Genomic DNA, 18,296 nt, shown 5'->3' on the forward strand with positions numbered 1-18,296 from the left:
AAAAAGAGTTAGCGTGCTCTTTTTCGTCGCACCTCAAATCTTATTCTTATCATCCATAATGATAATAGCGAACATTTCCCGCCTCTCCGTGCGGGATTCTTTTTCACACCGCTGTCGCCCCAATCTGGTGCTTTATGTTGAGATTTGGTTGCCGATAATTTACATTCGCTGTCTGAGAAACCTCAACCTCCCGCGGTGGCCAGGCTGGCAACGGGTGGGCGTTCAGGAGCAAAAGACGTGCAAATGACCCTCATGGAATACATCACTCGGCACTTTAATGGCGATCTTCATCGGTACGCGCAGTCGGAAGGCGTCAGCCGTGAACAAATCATTAGTTGGATAAATAATGAATGTCACGTGATCAAAGGCAGACTGTTTATGCCGGTGAAGCATCTCCCGGTTGAACAAGCCCAGTGATGACGAAAAAAAACCCCGCCAGGCGGGGTTTTCTGTTTCTGATAGCACGGAAAATCAGAAGTTATAGCCGACCACGAGGTAATAACCCCAACCGGTAGACTTGATCGGGCCCTGCGGGGTGCCGATATCCGCGCCATCCTGCCACTGACCGCCGTTGTGGAAATAACGCGCCACGAAAGAATAGTGCCAGTGATCGTAGTTCAGCGCCAAAATATGGCTGGAGGCGATCGAGTTGCTGGTGCGCACCTGTTTGCCGGTGCCGTCAACCCAATGGCTGTCCTTGCCCAGATCGGAACCGAAGTCGAAGTTGGTGAAGCCGATGTAGCTCAGGTTGCCGCCCCACACCTGGGTCAGCGGCACGAAGTATTTCACCTTAAAGCGGTAACCGTCCCAGCTGTTCTCGTTGGCGGCCTGGTAGTTTTCCCACTGGTATTTGGCATAGATGTTCATCGACAGGCTCATCGGCAGACCGGTGTCGATATCGGTGCCCAGACCCATGTACCAGGTGTTTTGACGGCCATCGGCGTTGTGGCCCAGATCATAGATGTAGTTGTTGGCGAAGTACCACTCTTTGAACGGACCGAAGCTCAGATCGGTGCCGGTGAGTTTGTCGATGGAGAAACGCGGTTCAATCTCCATAAACATCGGGGAGCCTTTGTCCCAGATGCCGCGATCCGGGGTATTGCCCACGCCGAAGAATTTCGGTACGTCAACGTAACCGTAGAAATCGAACCAGTCTTTCTTGGCGAAGGCTTCGTATTCGAGATACACGTCGTTATTCAGCTGCGGCCCGAAGCGGGTGTGGTAGCTGCCCACCACGTTGACGCTCTGGTGCCACCAGTCGGAGACATATTGACTGTCTTTGCTATCAGCCATTGATGATGCACTGTAAGACGCTGCGAGCAGTACACCTGCTGCGAGAGCTATTTTTTTCATTTTATTACCACATGCTTAAAGGGCCATTTCCTGCCCGTTTAGAAAAGATGACAATGAGTCTGCCGACACCTGGCGTTGTCTTCACACAGAAACTCGGATGACGCGCGCATTATAGAAACCACTGACTGTAAGAATCTGTGATCCAGTTACGCATTTCGCGAATAGGTAATCGATTGCGTTCACATTTGTCAAATTATGTTTCATGCAAATTCACATTCGCTGTGATTTTTGTCATGCAAAGCATTTTTCAGCCGAAAATTGCAGCAAATGTAACCCGCTGGTAGACGGCGGGGAAACCCGCTGAAAGTCATAAAAGATGGGCCGCGGCGATTAACGCCACAGCCCGCAGAATAGTGAACGCAAAAAACACCCTCAGGCGCCAGCGCGCGACAAACTCCCTGGGAGGGAAAGATCGACTAATCCAGCAAACCGCTCAAGACGCGGCGCAAAAAAGGTTGTTTCTTGCGCGTAATCGGATTGCCGTCATATTTTTTCTGAGATTGCTTATTGAAACCGCCGAATAACTGCACATTCCGGTACCGTTCCAGGGTATAACCGGCCTGCAGCGCTTCGCGATAGTATTGTTCGAACAGCTCGCGCAGATCATCGCGATAATGGCTGCGGATCTTGCCATCAAACCAATGCTTGCGGCTTTCAGCCCGCAGTCTGGGAAGCGAATAACGGTGGGAAAATTGGCTGCTCATATCCGAGTAATGCAACGCCTTCAATGCTTCCAACGGCAAATCGTCACCATCCAGATTGCTGTATTCCGGTTTCAACGGCTCAACGAACTCGGGATGTTCTTCAAAGAACCGCTGCATTTTTTTATGCCCCAATGGATCACGGCGCAACTCATCCAGCGGCGGCAAGAATCGCGCCGCTGCCTCGCAATCCCACAGCATTTCCCCCAAGCGCAGATCGTTGCCGGAACCCGCGGCCAAAATGGCAGTACCCTCCTTCATCGGATGATGCCAAATCTCTGCGATATCACAGAGATACAGCACGTCCGCATCGGAGTAAAATGCCCGCCCCTGGAAGTTACAGAAAGCGGGAATGCCCCAGCGAAATGCAGAGAACGGCGTTGCCCAACGCTCGGTGGTCCAACCTTCGCCGCCACTTTGAGAATACCAGGGACTGGCAGGGTCTCGCGACAAACGCATCCACTCAATTTGAACAGGTATTGAAGCATGCTTACGCAAGCTGTACTCCAAAACCATCATCTGTTCCAAATCGCAATCATTTGGATCACACCCGATAAAAACTCGCGCAACATCCGCAGGTGGAGTCATAAAATATATCCCTATAACACGCTATATAACCCGCATATGTTACCAATAATTTCAAAGGTCTCCTAATGGCAAATAAAACGCTTTCTCATCTTCAAAAAGCGCAGCCAGTGGAAACAATAAATTGATTTCTTTAATTTATTCAGCGTAATCGCGCCATAATCGCTGCGCGTCAGTTCACCGCCGGCACCGCCTTGGCGATGTTTTCCTGGCGGAACGCCACCTCTTCGCCGTTTTTCACCTCCCAACTGGCGACCGGAATATCGGTTTTGGGCGCCGCCGCGACGACCGAGCCGTAAATCAGCTTATCGTCGCGGCGCAAAATATAAACGTCGAGCTGATATTCATGTCGCAAATTCGCCGTGGTCAGGCGAACGGTATCGCCGCGCTCATAGTGATGCACGTCGATTTCAGGCTGTTGAATAAATTGAATGTCGCTTCTCATCGTCGTCGTTCCTTCAGGCAACATGGCTAGTTAAATTCTAGTTCAACATTGCGACGACAGCGGATAATTTCCGTTAATTTCCGCGAGTTGCCCGCCAACAGATCAGCGAGCCGAGTGTGACCATCGCTACGCCCTGCCAGAAACTGGCGGTCAGCGAGGTGTGCAGCACCAGCGCGGCGAACACCGCCGAGAGCACCGGGGTAAAATAGGAGACGGTCGCCAGCAGCGTCATGTTGCCGTGCAGAATGCCGACGTTCCAGGCGGCATACCCCGCCCCCATCGCCACCCCGGCGCACAGCAGCGTCACGGTCACGCCGACGCTGAACTGCATGCCGCTTTCCGCGCTGAAGGCGTACTTCAGCCACAGCGCCAGCGCGGTCAGCACGATAAACAGCACCACGCCGTTGCTGCCCCGGGCAATCTTCTTGGTCAGGTTGCAATACAGCGCCCAAATCACCGCGCCGCTGAAGGCCAGCGCGTAGCTGAGCGGGTTGCTGCGCACGTTGGCCAGCATCTGCGCCGGTGACCAGCCGCCCTCGCCGCTCATGATCCAGCCGATGCCAAACAGCGACAGCAGCAGCCCCGGCAGCAGCCACCATTTCGCCTTTTGGCCGTTGATCGCCAGCGCCATCAGCACGGTGAAACAGGGCCACAGGTAGTTGATCATGCCCACTTCTATCGCCTGCAGGCGGGTATTGGCGTAGCCGAGCGACAGCGACAGACAGATCTCGTAACTGACGAACAGCAGGCTGCCGACGATGAGATAAGGCCGCGGAAAGCTGCGCCATTTCGGCACGCCGAGCGCCACCAGCAAAAACACCGCGCTGACGCTGTAGATCATCGCCGCACCGCCGATCGGCCCCAGCCCTTCGCTGACGCTGCGAATCAGGCCGACCACGCTGCTCCACAGCACAATGGCCAATAAACCGAACAACGTGGCGCGGGTACGCGAGGGCAAAGCGGGCATAAGGCAGGTCCAATAGGTTATTTTTTATCAGGTTTTTCACTCTACTGCCGCACGTACCAAAAAGAAAGGCGGGAAACTCCCGCCTGTGAATTTATTGCTGCGGTTGCCGCTCCAACTGCGGCGGCGGCTGGCGAAAGCGTCGGGTCAGCCAGGCCAAATAGCCGAAGCCCAGCGTCGCCCAGATAAGCCCCATGGTCAGCGAGCTTTTCTCCAGGTTCAGCCACAGCACCCCCACCGTCAGCGCCCCCACCAACGGCAGGAACAGGAAGTTGAAGCGATCCTTCCAGCTTTTGTTGCGCCCTTCGCGAATAAAGAAGTGGCTGATCACCGACAGGTTAACGAAGGTAAAGGCCACCAGCGCGCCGAAGTTGATCAGCGCCGTGGCGGTCACCAGATCGAATGACAGCGCCGACAACGCCACCAGCCCGACCATCAGTACGTTCAGCGCCGGCGTACGCCATTTGGGGTGGATATAGCCGAAGAATTTCTCCGGGAACACATTGTCACGCCCCATCACATACAGCAGGCGCGACACGCTGGCGTGCGACGCCAGGCCGGAGGCCAACGTGTTGATAAAGGTCACGCACAGGAAGATCGACTGGAACAGCTTGCCGCCGACGTACAGCGCGATCTCCGGCAGCGCGGCGTCGGGCTGGTGAAAGCGTTGAATGGTCGGGAAAAACAGCTGGATAAAGAACGACACGCTGATAAAGATCACCCCGCCGTACAGCGCAGTCAGGAAGATGGCGCGCGGGATCACCTTGGCGGCGTCGGGCGTCTCCTCGCACAGCGTGGTGACCGCGTCAAAACCGAGGAACGAGAAGCACAGGATGGTCGCGCCGGTAATGATCGGCAGCAGGTGCGCATTCTCGCTGAGGAACGGCCGCAGGCTCCACACCGTGCCCATCCCCTCGCCGTTGTGCAGGCCGCGCACCACCAGGTAGATAAATACCAGAATGATCGCCACCTGCGCCAGCACGAACAGGGTATTGAAGTTGGCCACCAGATTGACGCTTTTCAGGTTGATGGCGGTGATCAGGATCACGAAGCCCACCACCCACACCCAGGGCGGCACTTCCGGAAACAGCGCGGTCAGGTAAATCTTCGCCAGCAGCGTATTGATCATCGGCAGGAACAGATAATCAAGCAGCGATGACCACCCCACCAGAAAACCGACGTGCGGGTTAATCGCCTTCTGCGCATAGGTGTAGGCGGAACCGGCGGTGGGAAACTGGCGCACCAGTTTGCCGTAGCTGATGGCGGTGAACAACACGCCGGCCAGCGCCAGCAGATAGGAGGTCGGCACATGGCCGTCGGTAAGGCCGGAGACGATGCCGAAGGTGTCGAACACCGTCATCGGCGTCAGATAGGCCAGGCCCATCATCACCACCTGCCACAGCTTGAGGGATTTGCGCAGTTGCGGTTTGCCCGCCGGACCGCCGTCGATGGTTTTAATCGTCATGGCGTTTCCCCTTTTGGTCCTCTGCTGTCAACCGTGCAACGTCATTCAGAGAGGCCGCGGGGAAACTGCTGCTCAGGCGGCGGGGAAAGCGGGTTGGGGTCACTGTCGGGCGGCCGGCGACCGGCCCGTAGGCACTGCGGCACAGGCAAACGTCTGCGCATGGGAATGGCTGAGTCATGGTTATTTCCTCGTCGGCGTCCTGTACGCCGTGATAGAAGAAATGCTGTACCGCAGCGCGCAGCCTCACGGGCTACAGGAGAGCCGATGAAATGCGCCGGGCGCGCGCGGTAGTCGTTGGGTGAGCGGGATCAGGCGTTTTTCAGCATCCACTCGATTTCGGTTTCGGTGATCAGGCGCTCGAACTGCACCAGTTCGTCGGTTTTGCAGGCCAGGTAGACATGGCTGAAGCGTTCGCCCAGCAACGCATTGAGCACCGGCTGATGTTCAAACTCGTACAGCGCGTCGCTCTGGCGGATCGGGAACGGCAGCCCGTCCTGCTCCAGCCCGTTGCCGGTCACCGGCTCAGGCAGCGGCAATGCGGTTTCCAGGCCGTAGACGATGCCCGCCAGAATGGTCGCCATCACCAGATAAGGGTTGGCGTCGGCGCCCGCCACGCGATACTCCACGCGGTGATTGTCGCGATCGCCGCAGGGAATGCGCAGCGCCACGGTGCGGTTGTTATGCCCCCAGGAAGCCTGGGTCGGCACATACATGCCGGGCTGGAAACGGCGATAGGCGTTGACGTTCGGCGCCAGCAGCGCCATCGAGGACGGCATCAGGGCGATCATGCCCGCCAGCGCCTGTTTCAGCAGCGCCGAATCCTCGCCGTCGTCGTCGGCGAACACATTGTCGCCTTGCGCATTCAGCATGCTGATGTGCACGTGCATGCCGCTGCCGGCGTGCTCTTCATACGGCTTGGCCATAAAGGTGGCCTGCATGTTGTGGTTCTCGGCCACCATGCGCACCAGCCGTTTCAGCGCCAGCGCATGGTCGCAGGCCTGCAGCACATCATCGGTATGGTGCAGGTTGACTTCGAACTGCCCCGGCGACGCCTCCGCCACCGCGCCGTCCGCCGGAATGCCCTGCAAACGCGCCAGCTCGTCGATTTCGCTCAGCACATCGGCGAAATGGTTCAGGTTATCGACGGAGTACACCTGGCTTTGGGTGTTGCGCTCCTGGGTTCCCGGCGCACACGGCGGCTGCAGATAGCCTTCCGCGTCGCGTTGACGATCGATGAGATAGAACTCCAACTCTACCGCTACCACGGGGGAAAGCCCGCGCTGACGCAAACGCTGCCATACTCGGTTCAGCACATTGCGCGGTTCAACGTCAAAGGGAGTGCCATCTTCATCCAGCATGGTGAGCAGCACCTGCGCGATATATTGCGGGTCCGCCGCCGACGGCGTCAGCGTGCCCGGCACCGGCACGCACACGTGATCCGGCTCGCCCAACTCCTGCCCCAGCCCGGCCTCTTCCACCACGTTGCCGAGAATATCCATCGCAAATACCGACGCCGGGAAGTAACAACCCTTCTCCAGTTTGTTCAGGCCGCCGACCGGGATGCGTTTGCCGCGGAAGCTGCCGTTCAGATCGGTCAACAGTACGTCGACATGTTGGGTTAACGGATAACGTTCCAAATACTTCTTCACTTCGCGCTGGAACGCGCTACTTCGTCTCTCTTCACTGTGCTGAACAAAGTTTTCCACTTCTACGATGTTGGTCTGCATGGTTCACCCGCCGTTTGTGTTTTGCTGTCGTCGATGTTTATTGACCGTCTTGTTCAATATAATGCCCACAAATGAAACGTAGATGAAACAAATTTGTTTTGCAAGTGTTACTTTTGGTTTGAATATTGCCCAATCGACTGCTAGATTTATAGAATATTGAACGAAATCGGCGGTGGAGAAGCTTATCGTTCATAATTTCGAACGTACCAAGGGGATAGCATGGACAATATATTTAACAGACCAGTCATTGGCGTCGTCATGTGCAGGTATAGGTTAAACGGGCACCTCACACAGACCTTGCAAGAAAAGTACCTGAATGCCGTTATCACCGCCGGCGGCTTGCCGATCGCCCTGCCACACGCGCTGGCGGAGCCGGAAATGCTGGCGGAACTGCTGCCGCGCCTCGACGGCATTTTGCTGCCGGGCAGCCCCAGTAATGTGCAGCCGCACCTTTATGGTGAAAACGGCGATGAGCCTGACGCCGATCCTGGCCGAGACGCGTTGAGCCTGGCGCTGATCCGCCAGGCATTCGACAGGCGCATTCCCCTTTTCGCCATTTGCCGCGGCATGCAGGAAATGGTGGTCGCCACTCAAGGCACCCTGCATCGCCGCCTGTATGAACTGCCCGAGCTGCTGGAGCATCGTGAAGATCACGACCTGCCGCTGGAACAGCAATACGCCCCCGCCCACGAGGTCATCGTTCAGGAAGGGGGGCTGCTTTCGCAACTGATACCGGATTGCAACAGATTCTGGGTGAACTCGCTGCACGGCCAGGGCGCCAAAACCCTGGGCGCGAGCGTTCGCATCGAGGCGCACGCCGCTGACGGGCTGGTGGAGGCGATCAGCGTGCGCGATCAGCCCTTCGCGCTCGGCGTGCAGTGGCACCCGGAGTGGAACAGCGACGAGTACGCCCTGTCGCGCCTGTTGTTTGATGGTTTCATCACCGCCTGTCGGAACTATCAAAAGGAAAAACGCCCATGAGCGACGTCAGCTTGGCACCGGGAAAACGTCTGTCGCAGATCCGTCAACAATTAGGGTTGTCGCAGCGCCGGGTCGCCGAACTGTCTGGGTTAACCCACAGCGCCATCAGTACTATCGAGCAAGACAAGGTCAGCCCGGCCATCAGCACGCTGCAAAAGCTGCTGACGGTGTACGGTCTGTCGCTGTCGGCGTTTTTCGCCGAGCCGGAAAAACCGGCTGAGCCGCAGATCGTGATAGACAGCGACGACCTGATCGAAATCGGCAGCCAGGGCGTTTCGATGAAGCTGATCCACAACGGCGACCCGAACCGCACGCTGGCGATGATGATCGAGACCTACGAACCGGGCACCACCACCGGCGAGCGCATCAAACACCAAGGGGAAGAGATCGGCACGCTGCTGGAGGGCGAAGTGGTGCTGCAGGTCAACGGCCAGAGCTATCACCTGCTGGCCGGGCAGAGCTACGCCATCAATACCGGCATCCCCCACAGTTTCAGCAACACGTCGGCGCGCATTTGCCGGATTATCAGCGCCCATACGCCGACGACATTCTGATCAACGGAGCCAGGCATGAACTTTCACCATTTGCAGTATTGGCAACAACGGGCGCAGGCCCTGAAGATTGAGCACCAGCTGTTTATCGACGGCCGCTACCAGCCGGCCGCCGCGGGGAAACGTTTCGCCGTGGAAGATCCCGCCGGCCGCCGCGAGCTGGCGCAGGTCGCGCGCGGCGAAGCCGCCGACATCGATCGGGCAGTCAGCGCGGCGCGCGCCGCCTTTGAACGCGGCGACTGGGCCCAGGCCGCCCCGGCGCAGCGCAAAACCACGCTGCTGCGCTTCGCCGATCTGATGGAACAGCATCATGAAGAGCTGGCGCTGCTGGAAACGCTGGACACCGGCAAACCCATTCGTCACAGCCTGCGCGACGACGTGCCGGGCGCCATCCGCTGCATCCGCTGGTACGCCGAAGCGATCGATAAGGTGTACGGCGAAATCGCCCCCACCGGTCGCGAGGCGCTGGCGCTGATCGAGCGCGAGCCGATCGGCGTGGTCGGCGCCATCGTGCCCTGGAACTTCCCGCTGCTGCTGGCCTGCTGGAAACTCGGCCCGGCGCTGGCCGCCGGCAACAGCGTGGTGCTTAAACCCTCCGAAAAATCGCCGCTGAGCGCCATCCTGCTCGGCAAATTGGCTCAGCAGGCCGGACTGCCGGACGGCGTGCTGAACGTGGTGCCCGGCTATGGCCACGACGCCGGCAAGGCGCTGGCGCTGCACCGCGACGTCGACGCCCTCACCTTTACCGGCTCCACCCTGGTGGCGAAACAGCTGATGATTTACGCCGGCGAATCGAACATGAAGCGCGTCTGGCTGGAGGCCGGCGGCAAAAGCGCCAACATCGTCTTCGCCGACTGCCCGGATCTGGATCAGGCCGCCCGCAGCGCCGCCGCCGGCATCTTCTATAATCAGGGGCAGGTATGCATCGCCGGCACTCGCCTGCTGGTCGAAGCGAGCATTGAGCAAGCGTTCCTGCAGGCGCTGCGCAAACACGCGGCGACCTTCATGCCCGGCGATCCGCTCGATCCCGACACGGTGATGGGCACGCTGATCGACAGCGGCCACTGCGAGAAAGTGGCCGGCTATATCGATCGGGGGCTGAGCCAGGGCGCCGCGCTGTTCCTCGACGGGCGCGACCATCCGCAGGGCGACCACGCCGGCTATCTGGGGCCGACCATCCTCACCCAGGTGGACAATGCCATGAGCGTGGCGCGCGATGAAATCTTCGGCCCGGTGTTGGCGGTGACCGCCTTCGACGACGAGCAACGGGCGCTGCAGCTGGCCAACGACAGCGACTACGGCCTCGGCGCCGCGGTCTGGACCCGCGATCTGGCGCGCGCGCACCGCATGGCGCGCCAACTGAAGGCCGGCACGGTGTTCGTCAACAACTACAACGACGGCGACATGACCGTGCCGTTCGGCGGCTACAAGCAGAGCGGCAACGGCCGCGACAAATCGCTGCATGCGCTGGACAAGTTCACCGAATTGAAAACCACCTGGATCTCGCTGGAATAAGGGCTTATCTCATGACTGAACACGTAAAAAGCTACTATGCGGCCACGGCCAACGCACATCAGCCCTATCCGCAACTGAATGAATCGATCGAATGCGACGTCTGCGTGATCGGCGGCGGCTATACCGGTCTCTCCTCCGCGCTGTTCCTGGTGGAAGCCGGTTACGACGTGGTGGTCCTGGAAGCGGCGCGCATCGGTTTCGGCGCCAGCGGCCGCAACGGCGGCCAGCTGGTCAACTCTTACAGCCGCGACATCGATGTGATTGAAGAGCGTTACGGCGCGGAAAGCGCCCGCCTGCTCGGCAGCATGATGTTCGAAGGCGCGGAGATCATTCGCAGCCGCATCAGCCGCTACGCCATCGACTGCGACTACCGCCCCGGCGGCATCTTCGCCGCCCTGAACAACAAGCAGTTCCATGCGCTGATCGAGCAAAAACGCAACTGGGAGCGCTACGGCAATACCCAGCTTGAGCTGCTCGACGCAGACCGGGTGCGCCAGGAGATCGCCAGCGATCGTTACGTCGGCGCGCTGCTCGATCACAGCGGCGGCCACATCCATCCGCTCAATCTGGCGCTGGGCGAAGCCGAGGCGATCCGCCTGCAGGGCGGGCGCATCTTCGAGCAATCGGCGGTGACGAACATCCGCCACGGCGAACCGGCGCTCATCAGCACCGCCAACGGCCAGGTGAAGGCGCGTTTCGTCATCGTCGCCGGCAACGCCTATCTGGGCGATAAGCTGGAGCCGCGGCTGGCTAAGCGCAGCATGCCGTGCGGCACTCAGGTGGTGACCACTGAACCGCTGGCGCCGGAGATCGCGCAGGCGCTGATCCCGCAGAACTACTGCGTGGAGGACTGCAACTACCTGCTGGATTACTACCGCATCACCGCCGATCATCGCCTGCTGTACGGCGGCGGCGTGGTGTACGGCGCGCGCGATCCGGACGACATCGATAACCTGATCCGGCCGAAGCTGCTGAAGACCTTCCCGCAGCTGAAAGGGGTGCGTATCGACTATCGCTGGACCGGCAACTTCCTGCTGACGCTGTCGCGCATGCCGCAGTTCGGCCGGCTGGAGAATAACGTGTACTACATGCAGGGCTACAGCGGCCACGGCGTGACCTGCACCCATCTGGCGGGCAAGCTGATCGCCGAGCTGATGCGCGGCGACGCCGAACGCTTCGACGCCTTCGCCAAACTGCCGCACCTGCCGTTCTTCGGCGGACGCAATCTGCAGATCCCGTTCACCGCCATCGGCGCGGCCTACTACACGCTGCGCGACCGCATCGGCGTCTAAAAACAACAGGCCCGGTCATCCTGGCCGGGCCTGCGCGTTAACGCTTAGACGATCTTCGGTTGGCCGTCCGAGGCGGTCGCCCCGCCATCGACCGGAATGTTGGCGCCATTGATAAAGCTGGCGTCGTCGCTGGCCAGGAACGCCATCACCGCCGCCACCTCTTCCGGCTCTGCCGCACGCCCCAGCGCGATGCGCTCATTGAACTTGTCGCGGATCTCCTGCGGCCAGCCGTTGGTCATGTTGGTTTTGACCAGGCTCGGGCAGACCGAGTTGATGCGCACGCCGTCACCGCCGTGATCGAGCGCCATGGCGCGCGTCAGGTTGACCACCGCGCCTTTCGCCGCGCAGTAATAGGCCGCGCCCCAGTCGCCGCCCAGGCCGGACACCGACGCGGTATTGACGATGCAGCCCTTGGTCTTCAGCAGGTGCGGCAAGGCGAATTTGGAGCAGAACACCACGCCGTCAATATCAACCCCGGCGATGCGACGCCAGTCGTCGACGCTGGTTTCCAGCACGCTGCCCGCCACGTGTACGCCGGCGTTGTTCAGTAGGACGTCGATGCGGCCCAGTTTTTCCGCCACCTCGTTCATCATTTTTTCAACCGCGACGTGATCGGAAACGTCGATATGCACCGCCATCGCCCGGCCCTTCGGCAGCGAAGCGGCGACCTTGTCCACCGCTTCCTTGGCCCAGTCGGCCAGCACCACGATCGCGCCCTCGGCGGAGAAACGCCGCGCCGCCGCTTCCCCCATGCCATTGCCCGCACCGGTGATAACCACGACTTTATTGTCAAAACGCATGAGACCTCCTCCATGTGAACGTATTTATATAAGTCATACAAATCTCATTACCCCGAGGATAAGACGCCTCTTCGCGGAGAGCCAGTCAAAACGTGCGGTTTATTAACCAAAAGGAGGTATGACAGTGATTTCAATGCGCTGGATTAACCTTTATCGGATTTTGGCCAACATATTGATGGAGAAAATAAAATTCCAGGCAGTCACTATTTTTCGGGCGGATTGTCAGCAAGCGGAATTATTGCAGGTATGCGGTTATCTTCACCCAGAGATAAGCGATGCGAATGGAAAACGGCAGCCGCCCGCAGGCGGCCGCGACTATTTTTTCTCGATGGGAACAACCAGCAGATCAACGTTCAGCTCGTTGATCGCCTGACGCGCCGAAGAGACCAGTCGGCTCCAGACATCATGATGATGGCCGAAGATCACCAGATCGAACCCTTTTTCCTTCGCCACCCGGTTCAGCTCTTCCGTCAACGCGCCGCGACTGACGATCACCTCTTCCACCGGATACGACGACTGCCCTTTGATCGCATTGAGCATATTCTTCACCCGCTCCGAAAAGGTGCGATCGGTGTAGTTGTAATCGCCCACGCCCAGATCGACGTAATAGCCGGCGCGGTGGATGTCGATATAGATCAGGGAAAGTTTGGCATTGAGCGCAGCGGCCAGTCTGGCGCCCTTGCCCAGCAGGAACTCGGCGTCTTCGCTGAGATCCGTGGCGACAACGATATGCCGGTAAGCCATGATGGCGGCCCTCCTCGTCAGATCCGTAAACAGGATGGCGCTCCTTGCCGCATGTTTCTTATGCATCTTAAGTTTAGCCCAGCGCCGGGCCGCTCGCCTGCGTCAAAATCGTTCCATTTATGGAACGATGCATCCCGACTTCAGGCTCTACCGGATTTCTCTCTTCTCCCTACACTGTAGGCAAGTGCTGAGTTTCAGCCTTATCAATCAAAGAAGATACCCACTGACCTCACGACGAGAAAGGGAAAACACCATGAGCACTCCAGCCAATTTCAACGGCCAGCGTCCTGTTATTGATGCCAATGACGCGGTCATGCTCCTGATTGATCACCAGAGCGGCCTGTTCCAGACCGTCGCCGATATGCCGATGACCGAACTGCGCGCCCGCGCCGCCGCCCTGGCCAGCATCGCCACCCTCAGTAAACTGCCGGTGATCACCACCGCCTCGGTGCCGCAGGGCCCCAACGGCCCACTGATCCCGGAAATTCACCAGAATGCACCGCACGCGCAATACGTCGCCCGTAAAGGGGAAATCAACGCCTGGGACAACCCGGACTTCGTGGCGGCGGTCAAGGCCACCGGCCGCAAGACCCTGATCATCGCCGGCACCATCACCAGCGTCTGCATGGCCTTCCCGTCCATCAGTGCGGTGGCCGAAGGCTATAAAGTGTTCGCGGTAATCGACGCCTCCGGCACCTACTCGAAAATGGCGCAGGAAATCACCCTGGCGCGTGTGGTGCAGGCCGGCGTGGTGCCGATCGACACCGCCGGCGTGGCCTCGGAGCTGCAGGGCAGCTGGAACCGCGCCGACGCTCAGCAATGGGCCGAGGTCTACACCAAAATCTTCCCGGCCTATCAGCTGCTGATCGAGAGCTACCTCAAAGCGCAGGACGTGGTGAAAAACAACGAACTGCTGGACTCGCAGCGTTAAGATCGCGGGCATAAAAAACCCCGGCCAAGGCCGGGGCTATTAATCGTGTGCCGGTGACTTTCCCGGCTGTCATGTTATGGCGTAAGCGTCCATCCCACACTCCAACATTACGCAGCCTAAGCGCGACTTTTTCACAACAGAAAAATAGACTGAAACGCGGCGTTATTAATTCTGCGGCAATCTGTTTTTCTGTTGCCAATAATCATTAATTATTGGACGTCATCGAGGAATCGAACCCCAGTCCGCCAACGAATAATTTCGCTGCCGCTCTTCCTGCTGAGCTAATGACGTATCGAGAAAGACTCCGGGCGAACCCGGAGTTTATTCAGGCTGAGGATTTCATTGCTTAACTGCTCCGGCTTAAACCATCATCGCTGTCGTAAGAAATTGCACCTCGGCCGAAAATTATAACGCGACCACGTTGCCGGCAGAAGGCCCCTTCATGCCATTTTCGATAGTGAACTCAACCTGTTGGCCTTCGTCCAGCGTTTTGAAATCGTTGCTCTGGATAGCGGAGAAGTGTACAAACACGTCTTTGCCACCGTCTGCCGGGGTGATAAAGCCAAAGCCTTTACCTGCATCAAACCATTTTACCAAACCCGTCATTTTATTGGTCATAGAGATATTTCCTTTATATTTTTGCGACGCCATAGGGCGATAGAGGTCTGTTTTTATTGGAAACTTATGGGGCACTAAAGAAGAGAATTCGCGGAAGAAGAGGTATCTGAGGGATATCGCTAATACTGAGAACTGCTTTACTAAAACTGCTTTCATAAGGTCTGAACTACAAACCGATAACGCTATTTACACACAGCTAAATTATTTAAGCAAGATATATTTTAAATTATATTCATATGGCTCATAAATTTATTACCGCAAAGAACCGCCTGCATCTGCCGCCAGCTCAGGGTTATCTGCGCGGCGTTCGGGGTGAAAAATAACGAACGATTGGACTCGCCGCGCCGGAGCCGATCATGAACGCGCAAACAGCCGCCGATTCCGCGTTCTGCTCTTCCCTTCACGCGAAACCACTCCCTGCTATAACACTGAAGAAAACCGCTTAATCGTCATGAAAGAGAAACAAAAGCTTAATAAATCAATCTGTTCTCGACACTGGTGCATTATCGTTGTTAGGATAATTATTTTACTTTACAGGAAATGACCTCAAGGATGGCTATGATGGGCAAAAGAACACTGACGCTAGCTGCACTGACGCTCAGTTTGGCAGGCTGCCAGCCGGTACCACCAAGCTATGTGGAAAACGCGAATGCCTTGATTGCCAAACAAATCAGCGCAATTAGCCCGCAAACGGCGCAGTGCAAATTTGCCCAAGACGGGCACTATTGGATTTCGGCTTGCTCATTGGGTAACGCGCGCGACACGCCGGTGTTCGCCCTGTTCGAACAGGAAGGCGTCATGCAGGCCAACGACAATCTGGCGATCGCCGTCGTGCCGCTCAACGAGCAGGCTCGCCATCTCTCACAGGATCCCCGCTTCACTATCCCGGTAATGCAACGCCGTATTCCCGTGGACGCAGAGAAAGCCTCCAATCGCTTATTTGCCCAACCGTCGCGTTAGCCATTCCCTTAGCCGATGATTGCGATCCCCAGCCGCTCCAGCAGCTGCGCGGCCTGGTGGCTGTCCATTTTGACGCCCTGCAGATCGGTGGTACGCAAATCCAACTCGCCCAGTTCCGCGTTGCTCAAATCACACTGGGTGACATCGGCGGCACGCCAGTCGAAACCGGAGAATTCGCCGCCGGACAGATCGGAACCGCTGAAACTGGCACCTAGCACCTGCGCGCCGTGCCAGCGGTTTTCCCACAGCTCGCATTTCTCCAGCACCACCTTGGCGAAGTTGGCATAGCTCAGGTTGCTTTTGGTGATATAGGCGCTGCAAAACCAGGTGCGGCTGGTGATCATGTTCATAAAGCTGGCGCCGCGAAAATCGGCGCCCTGCGCGCGGCATTCGCGGATCTCCACCCCCAGAGCGCTGGCATGGCGGAAGTCGGCCATCGACAAATCGCAGCTTCTGAAGCTGGCGTCTTTCAGTATCGCGCGGCTGAAATTGCCGCCCTGTCGGCTGTCGCGATCGTAAAACTGGCAGCCGATAAACTCGGTACCGGTCAGATCGGCGCCCGAAAAATCGCACAGCATAAAGCTGCCGTTTTCAATCTTCTCGCCGGTAAAGCGGTTACGGTCAATCTTTTCACCCTTCAACATCAGACTCATCGCAGCACACCTGTTTATTTATACAGTCACTGCGCATTTAATCCTATTCCGGCGCGGTTGGCAATCGCCGTCGATCAGCGGCCATCCGCCGCGGCCGGTTTGAACGCCACCTTGACGATACTGAACGTCTTGGTACTTTCCGCCTGAGCGACGTCGGCAAACAGCCGGGGGTAACGGGAGTTGACGACCCACACCTCGCCATCCCGCAGCGCGGCGCCGGTCGGCCCATCCAATCCCGGCGGCGCGGCGACCGCGGCGATACGCGCGCTGGCCCAGCCGTCGGTCGAGGAGAGCAGTGACACGTCGCCGGACATGCTCCCCTTTTCATCCGGAAAAGACTGTACGATCACCAATTCATGGGCATTTTTGAGCCGCAGCCCGTCCGGCCCTTTCAGCCGCTGCGGCAGCCTGATTTCACTGACCGCCGGCGCGTTCTCCAACGTCACCTTCCACAGCAGCCCGCGGGTGTAGTCCGCGGCAATCAGGTAGCCATCCGGGTGATACACCACGCCATTGAGATAAGGCCGCGAGCCCTGCGCAGCGGCGGGTGCGTCGGCCGGCATCAAGCGCGCTGAGCGCACCAAAATCGACGCCTGGCGCGTTGTCTGGTCGATCTTGTAAATCTGCGGCTGGAAGCTGTCGGTCACGTAGATATTGCCCTGCGCGTCGAGCGTCAGATCGTTGGGCAGCGTCGGCCCATGGCTTAGCGATGAAAGATCGTACGTCTGCTGCAGCGCGCCGGTATCGAGATTGAACTCCAGCACCTGCGCCACGCGATTGCGCGTGCCAGCGGCAGAGTTGCGGGACACGCCCACGTCTTCGTTGCACACCAGCACCCGGTTGCGCTCGGCGTCCACCAGCATGCCGGAGGTGGTGATAAGCCCCTTGCCGGTGGAAAACCGCCGATAGCGGCCATCCGGGTAGACCAGGCCAAGCTGCCCGCCGCGCAGAGAGGAAATCAGGAACGCACCGGCGCGTGCATTCCAGGCGATGCCCTCAGGGTAGGCGCCGGCGGGGTTCGGCGAAAACTCGATGCGTTGCGTGGCCTGCGCCTGCATAACGCCGCTGAACAACAGCGCTGCGCCGGCCAACTGGGTGACGCGTCGGCGGCGCGGCAATAAGAAAGAAAAGAAGCTGAAGCGGAACATGAGCATGACCCTGATGAGGACTCGGATCGCTAGAGTAGGATCGCGCCGCTCACGGCACCAGCCGGGAAAAAGGCAATGCGCCACTAAAAAAATCGCAGTAATCAGCGCAAAAAAAACCGCCCGAGACGGGCGGTTGACGTGACGGCGAACCGTTACTTCAGGGCTTCCTGAATGGCGTCGGCCATCGGGCCGATGTGCTTTTCCGCCGCCTTCAGCTGGAAGTCCACGCCGTTGCCGTCGTTGGTATCCGACAGCGTGGCCTTGATCAGTTCCAGCGCCGCCTGCACCGCCACCAGCCGTTTGTGCTGTTCGTCCGTGACCGGTTCAGCGCCCATATTGGCCGGATAGTAATGTTCTAACATCGCGATCTCCTTTTGATGACGTTAACCTCTAACCTACCAGAAAACCGTGCATTTACTAAGGAAACCAGGCCGGGCGCGGCCGAGTGACGATAAATTGCACTATACTGGGCAAACACTCTCCCCTGTTACAGGATCATCGCCATGTCATTCCAGGGAAGCTGCCACTGCGGCGCCGTCACCTTTACCGTGGACGCCGAACTGCCGACCGAAGCCCTCAGCTGCAACTGTTCGATTTGCCGCCGCAAAGGGCTGCTGCTGTCGTTCTTCCCCATCAGCGCTTTCACGCTCAACAGCGGTCAGGACCAGCTCAGCACCTACACTTTCAATCACCACAGGATCCGCCATCAGTTCTGCCGAGTCTGCGGAGCCCAGCCCTTCGCCTACGGCACCGCGCCAGACGGCGCCGCGATGTGCGCCGTTAACCTGCGTTGCGTGCCGGACGTCGCGCTGGATGCGTTACAGATCCACAGCTACGACGGGGCCAGCGTCTGAGCGAATCGC

Annotated in this window: 20 protein-coding genes and 1 pseudogene; 8 read left to right on the plus strand and 13 right to left on the minus strand. The window is 58.4% G+C overall.

Going from position 1 to position 18,296, the window contains the following annotated elements:
* The first annotated feature begins 237 nt into the window (after positions 1–237).
* Entirely contained in the window at positions 238–417 is a 180-nt protein-coding gene (locus ACMGGK_RS13080; protein ID WP_025160261.1) for a hypothetical protein, read from the plus strand.
* Between the two features lie 54 nt (positions 418–471).
* On the opposite strand, the gene ACMGGK_RS13085 is transcribed toward ACMGGK_RS13080, so the two are convergent.
* The 6 genes from ACMGGK_RS13085 to ACMGGK_RS13110 form a co-directional block, all read right to left on the minus strand.
* Positions 472–1,353, minus strand: a complete 882-nt coding sequence (locus ACMGGK_RS13085) for a nucleoside-specific channel-forming protein Tsx (RefSeq protein WP_028128054.1) — start codon at positions 1,351–1,353, stop codon at positions 472–474.
* A gap of 416 nt (positions 1,354–1,769) precedes the next feature.
* Positions 1,770–2,642, minus strand: coding sequence for a glycosyl transferase (locus ACMGGK_RS13090; RefSeq protein WP_028128053.1), 873 nt, complete (start codon positions 2,640–2,642; stop codon positions 1,770–1,772).
* Between the two features lie 169 nt (positions 2,643–2,811).
* Positions 2,812–3,084: a hypothetical protein gene (locus ACMGGK_RS13095; protein ID WP_004941292.1), complete on the minus strand. Its 273-nt coding sequence runs from the start codon at positions 3,082–3,084 to the stop codon at positions 2,812–2,814.
* A gap of 73 nt (positions 3,085–3,157) precedes the next feature.
* Entirely contained in the window at positions 3,158–4,051 is an 894-nt protein-coding gene (gene yddG / locus ACMGGK_RS13100; protein WP_016928038.1) for an aromatic amino acid DMT transporter YddG, read from the minus strand.
* A 91-nt stretch (positions 4,052–4,142) separates the two neighbouring features.
* Positions 4,143–5,513, minus strand: coding sequence for an APC family permease (locus tag ACMGGK_RS13105; RefSeq protein ID WP_016928039.1), 1,371 nt, complete (start codon positions 5,511–5,513; stop codon positions 4,143–4,145).
* 308 nt (positions 5,514–5,821) lie between these two features.
* On the minus strand, positions 5,822–7,240 hold the full coding sequence (locus ACMGGK_RS13110; RefSeq protein WP_015377637.1) for a glutamine synthetase family protein: 1,419 nt from the start codon (positions 7,238–7,240) through the stop codon (positions 5,822–5,824).
* A 219-nt stretch (positions 7,241–7,459) separates the two neighbouring features.
* Here ACMGGK_RS13110 and puuD point away from each other — a divergent pair, with 219 nt between their 5' ends.
* From puuD to ACMGGK_RS13130, 4 genes are read left to right on the plus strand one after another with little or no spacing between them, the layout of a single operon-like run.
* Entirely contained in the window at positions 7,460–8,221 is a 762-nt protein-coding gene (gene puuD, locus ACMGGK_RS13115) for a gamma-glutamyl-gamma-aminobutyrate hydrolase (protein WP_025302552.1), read from the plus strand.
* Positions 8,218–8,775 (plus strand): HTH-type transcriptional regulator PuuR, encoded by a 558-nt coding sequence (gene puuR / locus ACMGGK_RS13120; RefSeq protein WP_016928041.1) that lies wholly within the window; start codon positions 8,218–8,220, stop codon positions 8,773–8,775. Before puuD ends, puuR begins: the two co-directional genes overlap by 4 nt.
* Positions 8,776–8,790: 15 nt before the next feature.
* Positions 8,791–10,287 (plus strand): aldehyde dehydrogenase PuuC, encoded by a 1,497-nt coding sequence (gene puuC, locus ACMGGK_RS13125; protein ID WP_420276946.1) that lies wholly within the window; start codon positions 8,791–8,793, stop codon positions 10,285–10,287.
* 11 nt (positions 10,288–10,298) lie between these two features.
* Positions 10,299–11,579 carry an NAD(P)/FAD-dependent oxidoreductase gene (locus ACMGGK_RS13130; RefSeq protein ID WP_016928043.1) on the plus strand — a complete coding sequence of 427 codons (1,281 nt, stop codon included), beginning with the start codon at positions 10,299–10,301 and terminating at the stop codon, positions 11,577–11,579.
* Between the two features lie 44 nt (positions 11,580–11,623).
* Here the strand turns inward: ACMGGK_RS13130 and ACMGGK_RS13135 are convergent, their stop codons facing one another.
* Positions 11,624–12,379, minus strand: coding sequence for an SDR family NAD(P)-dependent oxidoreductase (locus tag ACMGGK_RS13135; protein WP_025302549.1), 756 nt, complete (start codon positions 12,377–12,379; stop codon positions 11,624–11,626).
* 315 nt (positions 12,380–12,694) lie between these two features.
* On the minus strand, positions 12,695–13,123 hold the full coding sequence (locus tag ACMGGK_RS13140; RefSeq protein ID WP_033633267.1) for a universal stress protein: 429 nt from the start codon (positions 13,121–13,123) through the stop codon (positions 12,695–12,697).
* Between the two features lie 253 nt (positions 13,124–13,376).
* Between ACMGGK_RS13140 and ACMGGK_RS13145 the strand changes: the two genes are divergently transcribed.
* Positions 13,377–14,054: an isochorismatase family protein gene (locus ACMGGK_RS13145; protein ID WP_016928046.1), complete on the plus strand. Its 678-nt coding sequence runs from the start codon at positions 13,377–13,379 to the stop codon at positions 14,052–14,054.
* 215 nt (positions 14,055–14,269) lie between these two features.
* On the opposite strand, the pseudogene ACMGGK_RS13150 reads toward ACMGGK_RS13145, so the two are convergent.
* Positions 14,270–14,345: pseudogene (locus tag ACMGGK_RS13150) on the minus strand.
* Positions 14,346–14,459: 114 nt separating this feature from the next.
* A complete protein-coding gene (gene cspE / locus ACMGGK_RS13155; RefSeq protein ID WP_016928047.1) occupies positions 14,460–14,672 on the minus strand; it encodes an RNA chaperone/antiterminator CspA in 213 nt (70 codons plus the stop codon).
* Positions 14,673–15,230: 558 nt separating this feature from the next.
* On the opposite strand from cspE, the gene ACMGGK_RS13160 reads away from it, so the two are divergent.
* On the plus strand, positions 15,231–15,632 hold the full coding sequence (locus tag ACMGGK_RS13160) for a hypothetical protein (protein WP_337039380.1): 402 nt from the start codon (positions 15,231–15,233) through the stop codon (positions 15,630–15,632).
* Between the two features lie 8 nt (positions 15,633–15,640).
* Here the strand turns inward: ACMGGK_RS13160 and ACMGGK_RS13165 are convergent, their stop codons facing one another.
* The 3 genes from ACMGGK_RS13165 to ACMGGK_RS13175 all read right to left on the minus strand — a co-directional run bounded on the left by ACMGGK_RS13165 (position 15,641) and on the right by ACMGGK_RS13175 (position 17,795).
* The gene (locus tag ACMGGK_RS13165; RefSeq protein WP_015377630.1) at positions 15,641–16,285 is read right to left on the minus strand and encodes a Qnr family pentapeptide repeat protein; all 645 of its coding nucleotides are present in this window, start codon (positions 16,283–16,285) and stop codon (positions 15,641–15,643) included.
* A gap of 74 nt (positions 16,286–16,359) precedes the next feature.
* On the minus strand, positions 16,360–17,433 hold the full coding sequence (locus tag ACMGGK_RS13170) for an SMP-30/gluconolactonase/LRE family protein (RefSeq protein ID WP_049300696.1): 1,074 nt from the start codon (positions 17,431–17,433) through the stop codon (positions 16,360–16,362).
* A gap of 152 nt (positions 17,434–17,585) precedes the next feature.
* On the minus strand, positions 17,586–17,795 hold the full coding sequence (locus tag ACMGGK_RS13175) for a hypothetical protein (RefSeq protein WP_004941260.1): 210 nt from the start codon (positions 17,793–17,795) through the stop codon (positions 17,586–17,588).
* A gap of 141 nt (positions 17,796–17,936) precedes the next feature.
* On the opposite strand from ACMGGK_RS13175, the gene ACMGGK_RS13180 reads away from it, so the two are divergent.
* Entirely contained in the window at positions 17,937–18,287 is a 351-nt protein-coding gene (locus ACMGGK_RS13180) for a GFA family protein (RefSeq protein ID WP_016928050.1), read from the plus strand.
* Positions 18,288–18,296 lie beyond the last annotated feature (9 nt).

The organism is Serratia sp. BNK-33-b (assembly GCF_048684565.1).
GTDB lineage: Bacteria > Pseudomonadota > Gammaproteobacteria > Enterobacterales > Enterobacteriaceae > Serratia > Serratia marcescens.

Bases quoted from the DNA above. Each gene is read 5' to 3' on its own strand.
- ACMGGK_RS13140 (WP_033633267.1), bottom strand. From the start codon at position 13,123: ATGGCTTACCGGCATATCGTTGTCGCCACGGATCTCAGCGAAGACGCC.
- ACMGGK_RS13095 (WP_004941292.1), bottom strand. From the start codon at position 3,084: ATGAGAAGCGACATTCAATTTATTCAACAGCCTGAAATCGACGTGCAT.
- puuC (WP_420276946.1), top strand. From the start codon at position 8,791: ATGAACTTTCACCATTTGCAGTATTGGCAACAACGGGCGCAGGCCCTG.
- puuR (WP_016928041.1), top strand. From the start codon at position 8,218: ATGAGCGACGTCAGCTTGGCACCGGGAAAACGTCTGTCGCAGATCCGT.
- ACMGGK_RS13165 (WP_015377630.1), bottom strand. From the start codon at position 16,285: ATGAGTCTGATGTTGAAGGGTGAAAAGATTGACCGTAACCGCTTTACC.
- cspE (WP_016928047.1), bottom strand. From the start codon at position 14,672: ATGACCAATAAAATGACGGGTTTGGTAAAATGGTTTGATGCAGGTAAA.
- ACMGGK_RS13110 (WP_015377637.1), bottom strand. From the start codon at position 7,240: ATGCAGACCAACATCGTAGAAGTGGAAAACTTTGTTCAGCACAGTGAA.
- ACMGGK_RS13090 (WP_028128053.1), bottom strand. From the start codon at position 2,642: ATGACTCCACCTGCGGATGTTGCGCGAGTTTTTATCGGGTGTGATCCA.
- ACMGGK_RS13145 (WP_016928046.1), top strand. From the start codon at position 13,377: ATGAGCACTCCAGCCAATTTCAACGGCCAGCGTCCTGTTATTGATGCC.
- ACMGGK_RS13135 (WP_025302549.1), bottom strand. From the start codon at position 12,379: ATGCGTTTTGACAATAAAGTCGTGGTTATCACCGGTGCGGGCAATGGC.
- ACMGGK_RS13130 (WP_016928043.1), top strand. From the start codon at position 10,299: ATGACTGAACACGTAAAAAGCTACTATGCGGCCACGGCCAACGCACAT.
- ACMGGK_RS13085 (WP_028128054.1), bottom strand. From the start codon at position 1,353: ATGAAAAAAATAGCTCTCGCAGCAGGTGTACTGCTCGCAGCGTCTTAC.
- ACMGGK_RS13180 (WP_016928050.1), top strand. From the start codon at position 17,937: ATGTCATTCCAGGGAAGCTGCCACTGCGGCGCCGTCACCTTTACCGTG.
- yddG (WP_016928038.1), bottom strand. From the start codon at position 4,051: ATGCCCGCTTTGCCCTCGCGTACCCGCGCCACGTTGTTCGGTTTATTG.
- ACMGGK_RS13175 (WP_004941260.1), bottom strand. From the start codon at position 17,795: ATGTTAGAACATTACTATCCGGCCAATATGGGCGCTGAACCGGTCACG.
- ACMGGK_RS13105 (WP_016928039.1), bottom strand. From the start codon at position 5,513: ATGACGATTAAAACCATCGACGGCGGTCCGGCGGGCAAACCGCAACTG.
- ACMGGK_RS13160 (WP_337039380.1), top strand. From the start codon at position 15,231: ATGATGGGCAAAAGAACACTGACGCTAGCTGCACTGACGCTCAGTTTG.
- ACMGGK_RS13170 (WP_049300696.1), bottom strand. From the start codon at position 17,433: ATGTTCCGCTTCAGCTTCTTTTCTTTCTTATTGCCGCGCCGCCGACGC.
- puuD (WP_025302552.1), top strand. From the start codon at position 7,460: ATGGACAATATATTTAACAGACCAGTCATTGGCGTCGTCATGTGCAGG.